The 14,541-nt window shown below is 38.1% G+C and carries 14 protein-coding genes; 7 read left to right on the top strand and 7 right to left on the bottom strand.

The window, feature by feature from the left end:
* Positions 1–114: 114 nt before the first annotated feature.
* A complete protein-coding gene (locus E7Z79_RS04610; RefSeq protein ID WP_303738802.1) occupies positions 115–732 on the bottom strand; it encodes a TetR/AcrR family transcriptional regulator in 618 nt (205 codons plus the stop codon).
* A gap of 134 nt (positions 733–866) precedes the next feature.
* Between E7Z79_RS04610 and E7Z79_RS04615 the strand changes: the two genes are divergently transcribed.
* Complete coding sequence (locus tag E7Z79_RS04615) at positions 867–2,339, top strand: DUF6020 family protein (RefSeq protein WP_303738803.1); 1,473 nt, start codon at positions 867–869, stop codon at positions 2,337–2,339.
* Positions 2,340–2,404: 65 nt separating this feature from the next.
* On the opposite strand, the gene E7Z79_RS04620 is transcribed toward E7Z79_RS04615, so the two are convergent.
* Positions 2,405–3,283 carry a triphosphoribosyl-dephospho-CoA synthase gene (locus E7Z79_RS04620; protein WP_303738804.1) on the bottom strand — a complete coding sequence of 293 codons (879 nt, stop codon included), beginning with the start codon at positions 3,281–3,283 and terminating at the stop codon, positions 2,405–2,407.
* On the bottom strand, positions 3,280–4,284 hold the full coding sequence (gene hemB / locus E7Z79_RS04625; RefSeq protein ID WP_303738805.1) for a porphobilinogen synthase: 1,005 nt from the start codon (positions 4,282–4,284) through the stop codon (positions 3,280–3,282). Before hemB ends, E7Z79_RS04620 begins: the two co-directional genes overlap by 4 nt.
* A gap of 109 nt (positions 4,285–4,393) precedes the next feature.
* On the opposite strand from hemB, the gene aroC reads away from it, so the two are divergent.
* A complete protein-coding gene (gene aroC / locus E7Z79_RS04630) occupies positions 4,394–5,488 on the top strand; it encodes a chorismate synthase (protein WP_303738806.1) in 1,095 nt (364 codons plus the stop codon).
* Positions 5,489–5,490: 2 nt separating this feature from the next.
* Here the strand turns inward: aroC and E7Z79_RS04635 are convergent, their stop codons facing one another.
* Positions 5,491–6,414, bottom strand: coding sequence for an MBL fold metallo-hydrolase (locus tag E7Z79_RS04635; protein WP_303738807.1), 924 nt, complete (start codon positions 6,412–6,414; stop codon positions 5,491–5,493).
* A gap of 11 nt (positions 6,415–6,425) precedes the next feature.
* Positions 6,426–7,346 carry a DUF2121 domain-containing protein gene (locus E7Z79_RS04640; protein ID WP_303738808.1) on the bottom strand — a complete coding sequence of 307 codons (921 nt, stop codon included), beginning with the start codon at positions 7,344–7,346 and terminating at the stop codon, positions 6,426–6,428.
* A 272-nt stretch (positions 7,347–7,618) separates the two neighbouring features.
* Here E7Z79_RS04640 and acs point away from each other — a divergent pair, with 272 nt between their 5' ends.
* From acs to E7Z79_RS04655, 3 genes are read left to right on the top strand one after another with little or no spacing between them, the layout of a single operon-like run.
* Positions 7,619–9,715 carry an acetate--CoA ligase alpha subunit gene (acs, locus tag E7Z79_RS04645; protein WP_303738809.1) on the top strand — a complete coding sequence of 699 codons (2,097 nt, stop codon included), beginning with the start codon at positions 7,619–7,621 and terminating at the stop codon, positions 9,713–9,715.
* A 53-nt stretch (positions 9,716–9,768) separates the two neighbouring features.
* Positions 9,769–10,131 carry a hypothetical protein gene (locus E7Z79_RS04650; protein WP_303738810.1) on the top strand — a complete coding sequence of 121 codons (363 nt, stop codon included), beginning with the start codon at positions 9,769–9,771 and terminating at the stop codon, positions 10,129–10,131.
* A complete protein-coding gene (locus E7Z79_RS04655; RefSeq protein ID WP_303738811.1) occupies positions 10,121–10,747 on the top strand; it encodes a DUF447 domain-containing protein in 627 nt (208 codons plus the stop codon). The genes E7Z79_RS04650 and E7Z79_RS04655 overlap by 11 nt, the downstream gene beginning before the upstream one ends.
* A gap of 42 nt (positions 10,748–10,789) precedes the next feature.
* Here the strand turns inward: E7Z79_RS04655 and E7Z79_RS04660 are convergent, their stop codons facing one another.
* The gene (locus tag E7Z79_RS04660) at positions 10,790–11,764 is read right to left on the bottom strand and encodes an ABC transporter substrate-binding protein (RefSeq protein WP_303738812.1); all 975 of its coding nucleotides are present in this window, start codon (positions 11,762–11,764) and stop codon (positions 10,790–10,792) included.
* 160 nt (positions 11,765–11,924) lie between these two features.
* The gene (locus tag E7Z79_RS04665; protein ID WP_303738813.1) at positions 11,925–12,860 is read right to left on the bottom strand and encodes an ABC transporter substrate-binding protein; all 936 of its coding nucleotides are present in this window, start codon (positions 12,858–12,860) and stop codon (positions 11,925–11,927) included.
* A gap of 224 nt (positions 12,861–13,084) precedes the next feature.
* Between E7Z79_RS04665 and E7Z79_RS04670 the strand changes: the two genes are divergently transcribed.
* Together E7Z79_RS04670 and E7Z79_RS04675 are read left to right on the top strand one after the other, a co-directional pair.
* On the top strand, positions 13,085–14,092 hold the full coding sequence (locus tag E7Z79_RS04670) for an ATP-binding protein (protein ID WP_303738814.1): 1,008 nt from the start codon (positions 13,085–13,087) through the stop codon (positions 14,090–14,092).
* An 8-nt stretch (positions 14,093–14,100) separates the two neighbouring features.
* On the top strand, positions 14,101–14,541 hold a 441-nt coding region (locus tag E7Z79_RS04675), incomplete at its 3' end, for a ThiF family adenylyltransferase (protein ID WP_303738815.1).

Here is a 14,541-nt window from a genome sequence, read left to right on the forward strand (position 1 = left end):
GTTATGAACGATGAAATGCTCATATGCACCGGACGATATACATTCCAGAAGGAATCCCTTACAAGTTTTTCAACTTCAAGATAATCAGTTTCCGTTTCAAGTCTTGTCTTCATCTTATTCACCCCTTATTCTCACAGAATCAAAAATTGTCCTTGCATGACTCTCCGTTTTCATCATGAACTCCTCCAGAAACTTCCCGTCGTCTTCAGGATAATTTATGAAGAAATGTTCGTACAACAGAAACATTCCATAGTAAAAGAACGATTCGGAAAGCTGTCTTGTGTCGCAGTCCTTCTCAATCAGGTTTTTTGCCTTCATCAAGTCGAATAGGACAATCCATCCTTCAATCGGAGCCTCGATGATTGACTTTTTCAGGAAATCCCTTACCTCATCGTTGTGATATGATTCTATGAAGAGAATTCTTGTTATTTTCATCATCCGCTCTTCCTTTAACTTTGACAGGAATGCATCACATCCTGCCTTGTAGAAAAAGTCAAATCCCCTGTCCAGATTCAGGCTTGCCTGGTTCAGAGGTATTTCATCACTTGTCATTTCCTCTATATAATACTCCAGAATCCTGTTCAGTATCTCCTGCTTGCTAGAGTAATGATTGTAAATAGAGCTTTCCTTTATTCCCACTTCACGGGCAATCTGGCGTACCGATACACCATCATAGCCATGTTCAGAGAATAAATCTATTGAAACATAAAATATTTTTTCCTTATTGTTCATGATATCAAAACTAACAATTGTTAGTTAACATTATCTTGCCAAAGTATATAAAACTAACTACTGTTAGTTGAAAAATATCGCTAAATTACGGATTTAAGCAATAATTATATAATAGTTTTGATATACTAAAAAGCATGGAATTTAGGCATGATGGAGTAATCGCTGAAATTAGAGGCAGAATCAACCGTAGGGACCTGATAATCTTTTTAATACCAACAGTCATATTTTTAAATTACCTGATGGTATTCAATCCTGGAATAGCCACCTATGATACATTCAACCAGCTTCATCAAATCGCTTCCGGACACTTTGCGAACTGGCATCCCTTCTTTCACACATTCATCAACATGCTGTGCCTGAAGGTCTATCCCAACATCTCATCAATTGCTGTTCTTCAGATTTTAGTGTTTTCCACCATATGGACAATAATCTGCAGATATACACGTGACGATGACAACAAAGACAATGATTCCTTCAAGCTGCAGGTGATCATATCTTTTATAATATGTCTGCTTCCAATCAACGCACTGTACTCAATCACCATATGGAAAGACATACTGTTCAGCTACTGTCTGATGTTTCTGTGCTTTTTAGCAATGGTAATGATAGACAGGAAGGGAAATATAGACTATAAATTCATCATTCTTCTCGCATTGATAATGGCATTCGTATCCCAGCTGAGGGGAAACGGAATGTACGTAATTCTTATCACAATAGTGGTTTATTCAATTTATCTATTCATTAAAAAGAACCGTAAGATGGCTGTTCTATTGCCTATACTGACAATAACATTTATCCTTCTGATTTCTTCCCTGAACATCGCATATGACGTTCAGGACAATGAAAAGGATGCTTTGATGACCAAAACCTGCCATATGCTGGCAGATTATTATTTGCATCTTGATATGGAAGAGGGAGATAGGCAAAAGGTAGCGGAAATACTTGATACCGACAAAATCAGCAAAAATTACATTCCAACGGGATCCGACAGCATATTTGCCATAACCGACTACAAGGAATTTGAAAAGAACAAGGGAACATATATAGAGTTGGCAATGAAATATTCTCTAAGAAACCCTCTGCATTTCATTCAATACCTGTTTGAATCATCCCCTATGGTCTGGGACATTACAAGAGATCCAGGCTGGGCAGGGCATGCCTTCTACATGAACCGGGACAAAGACAGACTGCAAATGGATTTTGAAACATATTACACACCGCGCCACTATCAGGCGACCAAAAGCTATGAAAACCTTTCCTATGTAAATTGGGGAAATCCAATTTTCAACGCCCTTAACTCACTATCAATAGACATTGAAAATTCTGTTGTTGCAGATACCCTGCTTGAAAGTCCTGCCCTGTACATGTACATTTCAATTATCCTCCTGATACTGATTCATATCGTTACCGGGTCTAGGGAAATATACCTGATGTATCTTCCGAATCTGTTAAACATCATAATCGTCTTTCTGTCAACACCGATACAGGACAACAGATATCTATATGCGAACATATTGATTTGCTATCTGCTGATAATGGTTTTAATTGGATTGCGGCAGAATTATGATGTGAAATCAAAACTAAAGTCAGTGATAACTAAAAAATAGTAAATTTCTTATTTTAAAAAAAGGAATAAACAAGGAAAATATACATTAACCTTGTATCAATCCAACTATTCAAAATTTGATTTCAAATAGCTGACAAAAATTGAAGCTGCAGTCAAGTCTGCAGTGGTTCCAGGATTATACTTGTTTTTAAACAGATAATCGTCGAATTCCTTGAGCCTATCCTTAAAATCAGGTTCGTCCCTGATGTTGAGCAAGTCCCTTGTCATCAATGAGACTTTCATGGCATCGTCTGATCCGTATTTTCTTGAAATCAGAGTGTCTGGAACGTGTGAGAGTATTGTTAAAAATGTCAATACACATGCATCGTTTTGGGATTTGGATTGTCTCAGCTCATGGTAGGTAGGATAGCCTATTTCAAAAACGGCTGGCATGTCACCGGTCATCTCACGTGCAAGCATGTCCCATGGAGCGGATATTTTCAAAACGTCATACATTGTCTGGTTATTCTCCCTCAATTCGTTTTTGGCATTGTCGCTTGCAACATCATACTCGTCCTGATTGCCCATTCCGCCGGCATCTGCAATATTGATTGCATCGTACAAGTCACATGCATCGTCAACTGAAGTGTTTCCCATCAATAACTTAATGTTTTCTCTTATATCATCAAATGAATCACTGATTGCAGCTGCAACTGCAATTGGAGTTGTCATCATCACAATACCTAAATTGGTGTTGTTTTTAATCCATCTGTCGGTTTCGGCAACCGCCTGCAGGATATACTTTCCCAGTTGAGGGTTTTCAACATCAACATCTGTACATGCTTCACGGATAGTGTCTCCAATGACTATTCCGCTTATTACAAAGTCTTCAAATTCCATGTCATCATAGTCACGGGTCCTGTGGACATTTCCAGGTTTTGGATATCCACTTACCTCAAGTGCTGATGCGATTTGTGCCATTTTTGCAATTTCTTCCGGTTTCATCCTATCACATCATTCAAAAGCAAGTATGGTGCAAAATTAGTGATTATCAAGTCCGCTCCAGCCCTCTTGATTGAAAGCAATGCTTCGGTTATTGCCCTTTCAGTCAAGAACCCTTTCTCAATGGCGGCCATGAGCATCGCATATTCCCCGCTTACGTTATATGCAACCAGAGGCAGCATGAACTCATCCCTTACCATTCTAACTACATCAAGATACGGAAGTGCCGGTTTGACCATCAGAAAGTCGCATCCTTCGATTACATCCAGTTCACATTCTCTGATTGCCTCAACAGCATTGGCAGGATCCATCTGATAGGATTTTCTGTCACCTGCATGCGGTGATGAGCAAGCAGCAACCCTGAACGGTTCATAGAATGCTGAGGCGTATTTTGCTGAATAGGACATTATCATTACGTTTACAAATCCGTTTTCATCCAAGGTTTCACGGATTGCCTTAACCCTTCCGTCCATCATGTCTGAAGGCGCAACGATATCTGCACCCGCTTCAGCATGGGAAAGAGCAACTTTGGCAATGATCGGCAGGGACTCGTCGTTCAATATCTCAATTCCGTCATCGGTGTCATCATTTTCCCTTATCATTCCACAGTGGCCATGAGAGGTGTACTGGCAAAGGCACACGTCAGTGATGACAACCAAATCTGTTTCCTTTTTAAGCCTTCTTACAGCCTTTTGAACGATTCCTGTTGCTGAATAGTCAGGTGTGGCTATTTCATCCTTGGTGTCCTCTTTCGGTATTCCAAATACAATGATTGACTTCAACCCTTTTGCTTCCAGTTGCTTTGCAAATTCAATTCCGCTGTCCAAAGAGTATCTGAACTCGCCAGGAAGTGAAGAAATCTCTTCCTTTTCATCGCCTTGGAGTTCCTCTTTAAAATAAATCGGATAAATCAGGTCATCTTTTTCAAGTTTGGTTTCACGAACTATATTTCTAATCTTAGCATTTTTTCTAAGTCTTCTCATTCTTGTAGTTGGAAATTCCATAATAATCACTTAATTATTAATTTTTGATTTGAAAATATTTAAAATTTTAACTTATTATAAATATTTAAAGATACAAAAATTAACTTAATTGTTTAGATGGGGAAAAATAATGTCAAATTCAATTGGAGAAAAATTTCAGATAACAACTTTCGGAGCAAGCCACGGTGTTGCAGTTGGCGCCATTGTCGATGGATGTCCTGCAAACCTTGAATTAAGTGCTGAAGACATACAAAAAGAACTAGATAAAAGGAAACCAGGAACAAGTAGCGTAACCACTCCAAGAAAAGAGGATGATGAAGTCCAGATTCTTTCAGGCATCTTTGAAGGAAAAACTGACGGCACACCCATTTGCGGAGTCGTATTCAACAAAAATCAAAAATCAAAAGATTATTCCATGTTCAAGAACACTCCTCGCCCATCCCACGGAGATTTCGGATGGATGATGAAATACGGCCACTATGACTTCAACGGAGGAGGTCGTGGAAGCGGAAGGGTTACCATCGGCCACGTTATCGGCGGCGCAATAGCTAAAAAGCTTTTGCAAACACAAAATATTGAAATTATCTCCCATGTCACTCAAATCGGTGATATCAAAGCTGAAAAGCAAGATTTCACTACCATCAAAGAGAATATCGATAAAAATCCGGTTCGCTGTGCAGACCTTGAGGCTGCCAATGAAATGGAAGAGCTTATTTTAGCCAAAAAACAGGAAGGAGATTCCGTTGGAGGAATTGTTGAAACCATTGCAGTCAATGTTCCTGCAGGTCTTGGAGAACCTATCTTTGAAAGGCTTGACGGAGACCTTGCAAGAATACTGATGAACATCGGCGCAGTCAAGGGTGTTGAAATCGGACTCGGATTTGACGTGGCAACACATACCGGATCTGAAATCAATGATGAATACCAGATTAACGACAATAAAATAACAACAAAAACCAACAATTCCGGAGGAATCATCGGAGGCATGAGCAATGGAATGCCTATAGTATCCAGAATTGCAGTGAAACCTACCCCATCCATTTCCAAATGTCAGGAATCCATTGACATTGAAAAAATGGAAAATAAAAAAATAGAAATTAAGGGACGTCATGATCCATGCATCTGTCCTAGAGTGACAGCAGTGGCCGAATCAAGCACTGCAATCGTTATTGCAGACCATATGATTCGTTCAGGATTCATACATCCAACTAATTTAGAAAAATAACCTCATTTCTTTTTTACCATAGTCAGCTCATCAAACTCCTTGTGTTTGAATGCAAGCTGATAGGAATTTTTTCTTTCGTTTTCATATAACGTATGACTGGTGCTGTGAATTGAAGACTGGACATCCTTAAGGGATATCAGTCTGAATCTCTTTGGATTGTTGTAGTTCACATTGAATGACAGACCGTCATAGGCAGCTATTGTTTTTACACCTGTCTTTTTGGAAACCTTTTTGGCTTCGGTCACAGGATTTGCTGAAATCATCTTAAGACCCAAATGTGTCATAACGGCAACTTGAGGTTTTACTTCCTCAATCAAGTCGATGAAATTGCGTGTGCACATATGTCCATTGATTGAGCGATTTCCAGGTCTCAATACGCTGGCTATCAGAATGTCGGCACCTTTATGCTCATCACCAAGCCCTTCAAAATAAGCTGTGTCTGAAGTGTATGAAACCTTAAAGCCCTTATAATCCAGCTGGAAACCTACACCTGTCGGATCACCGTGTGAAGTCTTTGTACCCTTAATCTTAACGTTGTCCATCTGGTCATACACGCCAGGCTTCAAAATGATTTTTTCAGGCCTGGACTGATGATAAGATGAGATGCACGGTCCCCACTGCTCATAGCCATTCAATACACTTTCGCTTCCGACAACGGTTCCGAGGCTTTTGGTCATTCCCCTTGTCATAGCCTCAATTAGAACTTCCGCATCATTATAATGGTCAGTGTGAGAATGGGTAACGATTACCCCACTTAGATTTCTAGGGTCAAACCCGAACTGATATGTTCTGATAAGCGCACCTGGACCAGGGTCTATGTGGTAATTCTTGCCTCCGAGGTTATCAATCCTGAAACCTCCAGTCATTCTTCTTTGGCTAATGGCGGAGAATCTTCCCCCTCCACTGCCTAAAAATGTTATCTTCATTTAAACCACACTTACAACGAACATAAAATTATATCACATTTGAGTGAAGACTTATCTTTCTTAAGGCATAAATCCTCATTTTCAATGATAACCTTATCTCCTATTTTCACATTGTCGCTTTCTGTAAACATCAATACGTTTTGACCTGGAGCGGCCTTTTGCTTCCAGTTTCCGTCAACCGCTTGGGTTTTATCATTCAATTGGACAAACAGCATGTTTCCATCAATGTTAACGACTTTTCCAACTTCACCATGATTTATGATTTTGTTGGCCATCTCTATGTCAAGGTTCTGCTGGACCAGTTTTTCAGTCAATTCCTGCCTGAATTTGGTCAACACTTTGATATCATGGTCTATTGTAATGTTCAGATGTTTTTGAGCTTCTGTCTTGTTAAATTTAGGCCGCTGTATCAACACATCAGTGTTTTTCCCGACGGTTGGTGTTCTGGATGCAACATCCTCCAGAATACTCTGGAAAATCTCTCCCATATACCTCATGCTTTGGGAAGCTTTCCATTTCCTTTGGATTGATGTTTCAGCCAGGCGCTTTGCATATTCATTTCCAAAGATAATGACTCCACTTTCTCCAGCCTTACGGGATTCAGTGTCTGAACCCAAAAGCTCAACTATCTGATATCCATTTGTGGTTCCGTAAATACGTCTTCTTCTTGTTTCAAAAGTTCCTTTGGTACTTACCTCTCCACGAATGGTATTACCGACAATCTTGAGCTTGTTTGCGTCATCGGTTATCTTGATTGAAATTCCCAGTTCCTTGGCCCTAGCTAGAAAGTCATCATCATTATCTATTTTTCCACTGTATAATTCATCTTCTAATGTTTTCAAATTTTGTTTATCACCGAAATATCCTATCTTTCTTTTATCACTCGCCATTACACATCCTTTTTTTCCAACATAAGCGATAATTAAGCTCATAGTATCTCCTAATTTGATATTTTATTAAATTATTAAAATATCAATAATTTATTAATCATATATATTTTTAGTTATCATGTATTATAAATGTTAAGAGAATTGGTAAAAATAATTCAAACAACAATAAACATAAATTTAAGGCTTAAAGTAACCTTTGAATGATTAAACAATATATTTAAATAATAATATAACAAGAAATATAATTATATTAAATGTTAATTATTTATCATGATAATTAATGTGAAAATATAAAAAAAACAGGAGAAAAACTTATGATAGACCTCAATAAGATGTTTAAACCTGAATCTGTGGCGGTTATTGGAGCTTCCAATACGCCTGGAAAAGTAGGATATATCATTGTTGATAATCTTATCAATGATGGATTTGAAGGTGAGATATATCCTGTGAACCCAAAAGGTGGAGAAATCCTCGGAAAACAAGCTTACGCAAATATTAAAGACGTACCTGGAAAGGTTGACTTAGTAATCATTACTATCCCTTCCCCATTCGTAAACACAGCAGTTAAGGAATGTGGTGAAGTAGGAATTGAAAATATGGTAGTCATCACCGCAGGATTTAAAGAAGTAGGAGAAGAAGGTGCCAAATTAGAAGCAGAATTAACTGCTCTCGGTAAAGAATACGGCATAAACATTATCGGCCCAAACAGTTTAGGAATTACCGATTCCCACACTCCATTAAACGGATCATTTTCACAAATGATGCCTCCAACTGGAAACATGGCATTCATCTCACAAAGTGGAGCTATGATGGTAGCTATCATCGATTGGAGCGTAACTTCCGGAATTGGATTCAGTAAAGTTATCAGTTTAGGAAACAAGGCCGGAGTAAGTGAAATCGAACTATTACAATACTTGGCTGATGATGATGAAACCAATGTAATCATATGTTATCTCGAATCAATATCCGATGACGATGACTTCGTAAGAACCATGAGGGAAACAGCACACAAAAAACCTATCATCGTGCTTAAATCCGGTTCAAGTTCTGCAGGTGCAGCAGCTGCATCCTCACATACAGGAGCATTAGCTGGAAGTGACCTTGCATTCGATACCGCATTCCACCAATCCGGAATCATGCGTGTAGAAACCATGGCAGAATTATTTGACTTAGGTCTTGCATTTTCAAAAGCGCCACTTCCAAAAGGAGATAAGGTGGCAATCATTACCAATGCAGGTGGTGGAGGAGTACTCACCGTAGACGCAATGGAAAAAGCCGGTTTACAACTCGTTGAGTTTGATGAAGAAACCACTGCAAAATTACAAGAATGCGTAACTGATGAAGGAAGTGCCAAAAACCCTATCGACGTATTAGGTGACGCACCGGTAATCAGATACAAAGAATCATTAGAATTGGTATTAGGCTACGAAGATGTTGACAGCTTAATCGTTATGGTCTGTCCAACAGCATCCGCTGATCCTGATGGAATTGCAGAAGCAATCATCGAAGAGAAAAAGAAATTCGACAAACCTGTTATCGTTGTTAACATGGGAGGACCAACATTCGTAGATGCAAACGATGCATTAAGAGACAACGGAATACCAACTTACGTATTCCCTGAAACTGCAGTAAAAGCTCTTGAAGCAATGGTCAAGTTTGCAAGATTAGAAGAACGCGAATACGACGATGTCATTGACAATATTGCTGATGTTGACAAAGACGCTGTAAAAGCAATATTCGACAAAGTTAAAGCTGACGGCAGAGACACACTCCTCGGTAGTGAAGCATACGCTGTAGCTGAAGCCTATGGAATTTCAGCAGCACCAATCAAACTGTCCACAAGTGCTGATGAAGCAGCAGAACTTGCTGAAGAAATGGAATTCCCTGTTGTGCTTAAAATCGCATCCGATAAGATTTTACACAAATCAGATATCGGCGGTGTTAAAGTTGGAATCAGTTCAGCAGAAGAGGCAAAAGCAACTTATGAAGAAATCATTGCTAACGCTAAAGCAGCTCATCCTGACATTGTTCCTGACGGCGTAGAAGTGCAAAAAATGATGGATTCCGGTGAAGAAGTCATTGTTGGTATGATTCGTGACAAACAATTCGGTCCTATGATTGCATTCGGTATGGGTGGAATCTATGTAAACCTTATTGAAGACGTATCATTCAATCTCGCAAAAGGAATGAGCTCACAGGAAATCGAAGAGCAAATCGCTTCAACCAAAGTATCCAAATTGCTTGAAGGATACCGTGGAGAAGCTCCTTGCGATGTCGAAGAAGTCAAAGAGGCCATCAAAAGAGTAGCCAGATTGACATTAGACTTCCCAGAAATATCTGAACTGGACATCAACCCAATCTTCGTTTACGAAGAAGGTTCATCCGCTTTGGATATTAAAATCAAATTATAATTTCTCATATGAGAAATTAACTTTTTTTCTTTTTATTTTACACCGTGATTAATATGTATGGTGAAATTGATTTAGAAAGCTATACCATTTCGATTATCAGATTAAATACTGCTTTTGGAAAACTGGAGAATTCCGACTCCATTAAAGAAGTTAAATCATTGCTTGAAGAGAGTCTGGATGATTTGGAAAAACAATACATGGAGATTGTGGATGACTTGAACAACGATGAGGTCAACATCAATGAATATTATCTGTTTTTCCAGAATGGAAGGCAGACCTTCCCGCAATACATTGAAGTGTTGGGAAGCATTGAAAACGTTGAGATTCAGGAAGTTGTCAATTCACTGCTTAATGTATTCACAAACCTCAACAAGATTGCCGACGGATTTTCGGGAGGACCCTTGAATGACATATGATTTATCTGAACTTGGAATTGAAAAAGACTTGCAGTATGAGTGCATTACAACAACCATGAGCAAGGACGGAGTGAAAAATGCAGGTGCATTTGCATTTATCTATTTAGGTGATGACAGGGTTCACTGCCACATATTTGAGGGTTCAAAAACATTGAAAAACATACTGGACACCAATGAATATGTAGTCAACATTACACAGGATCCATTGGTTTTCACCTATGCCACATTAGATTGTCTAGACGATGAATATTACACAACAGATTCAGACATTGCAATCATTAAAGACACCCCCGCTTACATTATTGTCGATGTTGAAAACGTTGAGATCAAAACACCGGAGAACTTCCCAATAAAAGGGGACAACAGCATCTACTTCATTGAGGGAAAGATTAGGGAATTGATCATAAACGACGAACATGCACAGGCATACAACCGTGGAATGAGCGTACTTATCGAAGGGCTTGTCAACTTCGGAAGATATAAAATCGTTGATGAGACCAGAAGAAAAGAGTACATGGACATCCTGATTGAAAATCAACGGGTCATTGAAAAGGTCTCAGATGAAAAGACAAAAAAAGCCATGGCCGATTTGAGAGCTGAATACGAAAAGAATTAACCGTCACTAAAAAAAAAAGAAAAATAAAGCATAGTATTTTAACTATGCTTCCCAGTATAAATCTTCATGGGAAATTGTTTGATTTAAGATACCTAAACCAACTTCTGCTTGTTGGAAAGCGTCCACATCAGCTTTGTAAGCGTCATCTAATCCTGAGATGAATGGGAAACTTTCTAAGGATTTAGCTTCTGCATCCTCATTAGCAACAATGTCTTTAGGTAATAATTTAACTACTTCGTTGGTTTTACCGTCTTTAATGTTTTTGTTAATGAATGCAGTTGCTTCTTTGTGGATTGTAATGATGTCTTTGGTAGTGTTTTCGTTGTTTTTGATGAAGTCATCAGATGCAACTACAACACAGCATGGGTGGTTAGGCATGATTTCGGATGAATCAACCAATTCTACAATGTTATCATCAGTTTCTCCAAGACTTACGTAAGGTTGGAAAGTGACTGCTGCAGGAAGGTTACCTGTTTTTAAAGCATCGTTAATTGATGGAACTTTCATTGCAGATTCGTTAATGTCATCTAAAGACATTGCATTTGCTCTCAAGTATGCTGAAAGCAATACATGTTGAATGGAAGCTTCACCAGGGGTTGCAACAGTTTTACCTGATAAATCTTTTGCACTAGCAATATTAGCATCTTTATTTACAATAATTCCACTACCCTCAATTTGAGCGGCAGAAATAACTTTTACAGGAACACCAGATGAAATTGAAGATAATACCGGAGCAATTCCCACATAACCTACATCAACATTTCCACTAGCCATAGCGGTCATTAAATCTCCACCGTTGTTAAATTGAACAAGTTCGGTGTTGATTCCTTTATTTTTATATAAACCTTGAGCGTCTGCTACAAATAAAGCAGCATCGTGGTCTGAAGGTAAATAACCTATTTTTACAGTGTTTCCAGAGTCTCCTCCTAAAAAGTCAAAGAATCCTGCACTGGCTGAACCCATTACAAGGAATACGGCAAGTGCCAACACTAAAACAAATGTAATTTTCTTATTCATAATTTTTCTCCATATTAATTTACAATTATTAATATCATAAGTAAGATATAAATAAATTACTTATTGATTTTGATAACAATTGTTATATTTGAATCCCCAAAATTAGTTTATAATCTGAAATATTTAAATATTGTGTAAAAAAAAGGTTATAGGCAGTTAATTAACTACCTTCCCAAAAAATCTGATTTTCAGAAATAGGCTTTTTCAAAATGCCCAAATCAACTTCCAGATTCATAAAGTCCATTACATCCTGTTTATAGGTATCGTTCAAACCGGATATGAATGGAAAACTGGACATTGACATCTTTTCAACTTCAACATCACTGACTATGTCGCCAGGCAAGAGTCCTGCAGCTTCATCAGTGTTATTGTTAATGAAATCGGTTGCGTTCTCATGGATTTCAAGAATCTTTGCTGTTTCATTAGGATGTTCTTCTATGAACTTATCAGAAGCGACAACGACACAGCATGGATGGTTCGGCAGAATATCCTGAGATCCGGCCAGTACTTTAGCACCGTTTTTCTCTGCAATTGACACATATGGCTCAAAAGTGATTGCACCGTCAATCTTGCCTGTCTTGAGTGCATCGTTCATTGAAGGGACCTTCATTGATGAAACCTTCAAATCACTGATTGACATTCCGTTCTGCTTCAAGTAGTAAGTAAGAAGCATGTGCTGAATGGAAGCTTCACCAGGAGTGGCTATCTTTTTGCCTGAAAGGTCTGAAACAGAATCAATTCCTGAATCCTTTGCAACCACTATTCCTGATCCTTCGGTCTGTGCAGCAGAGATTACCTTAACCGGAACCCCATTTGCAATGGAAGACAGTACAGGTGTAATTCCAACATAACCAACATCAACATCTCCACTTGCCATGGCAGTCATCAAGTCTCCGCCATTGTTGAACTGAACCAATTTGGTCTTTATTCCATTTTCCTGAAATTTGCCTTGTGCATCTGCAACAAACAAAGCTGCATCATGGTCTGATGGCAGATAACCAATTGTTACCTCTTCACCAGCGCCTCCCAAAAGGAAGTATGCACCAATTGCAACAACTGCAATTGCTATTATAATTGCGATAATCCTATTATCCATCTAATCACCAATATTAGATATATCCGAAAAATTATTAAATGTTTTGACTTTGGAGCAAAGATGATTCTGAATCATTGCACAACATTTAAATATCAATTCAAACTAACTTAAAATAGGAAAAAAATAACTATTGTTATATTTTTCCGATTAAAAAAATACAAAAATTGTATTAAATCTCAAATACAAAATAGTAAATGAGAAAAAATTAGCTCCATGGGGATAAAATGAACATAGAAGATAAGATAAACATCGTTAAAGATATTTTAAAAGATAAAAAAGTCGCCATCGGCTTTTCAGGTGGTGCAGATTCAACTTTAATGACTTATTTATCTTCTGAAGTTGCAGAAGACACACTAGCCGTAACAATCGACAATCACCTGTTTCCTACAGGATTTGTTGAAAATGTCCGGAAAGCATGCGAAAGATTTGGTGTGAAACATGAAGTGATAGACATCAACTTTTATGAAAATGATGACTTTTTAGAAAACACACCGAAAAGATGCTTTACATGCAGGGACATGATGTATTCGACTATTGAAAGGACAGCCCATGAAAACGGATTTGATTTTATCTGTGACGGCAACAATATCAGCGATTTGATAGTTGACAGGCCGGGCATTTTAATCACCTATAAAAAAGGTTTTAAAACACCATTAATTGAAGCCAAATTATCCTCGGCCGAAATTCATGAGTATCTTGATAAAAACAACATCCCCTATTCAAGATCAACTACCTGCCTTGCAACAAGAATCCCCACAAACACAAAAACCACAAAAGAGAAAATCAGTAGGATAGGACTTTGTGAAGACTACATTCTGGATAACACAAACTGCAAAATAGTGAAAGTCAGAGATTTGGGAGAACTTGGTATTATTGAAGTGGACAACATTGATGAAATTTTATCTCAAGATAAATTTAAACTAATTGACGGTGCATTAAAAGCACAAGGTTTCAAAAAGGTTGCTTTAAATTTGTCACAAATTGACGATAACGAATACATTGCAATCGACTATGCAGAGGGTTCCTATTCATATCAACTTCCATTCACAATAGACCTTGAAAATACAAAAAAACAAATAGAAAACATAATTTCATATGATGAAGAAAAGATAGAATTAGATAGAATAACCATTTATGAAAATGGATTGGTTGAAGGTCATGATTTTGAGAATTATGATAATGCACTTGATGCATTCATGGATACCTTACAACAGTTAAGAAGAAATATATAGTGATAAATATGCCAACAAGATACATTGGAGACGGATACTGGGAAATAGCTTCCCGCCAAATGAGTATAGTTACAAGAAGCGAACAGGAAAGATTTAAAGATGCAAAAATTACAGTCATCGGATGTGGCGGAATCGGTGGAGAAACCATCGAAATGCTCGCCAGGATGGGAATTGGAGAACTGGTTCTTGTTGACAAGGACGCTTACGACTTATCAAACCTGAACAGACAGACTTTAGCCACCATTACAGATTTGGGACTTGTCAAAAGCGAAGTTGCAGCCGAAAAGGTCAGGTTAATCAACCCATATGTCAAAACAACCACATTCAATGAACACATCGACCATACAAACATCGACAAGGTCATTGCAGATTCAGATATTGTAATTGACGCTCTCGACAATGTATTGACCAGAGTAATCGTGTCCAGAAAAACAAAAGAGAAAGGAATT

This window comes from Methanobrevibacter thaueri (assembly GCF_015062905.1).
Taxonomy (GTDB): Archaea; Methanobacteriota; Methanobacteria; order Methanobacteriales; family Methanobacteriaceae; genus Methanocatella; species Methanocatella thaueri_A.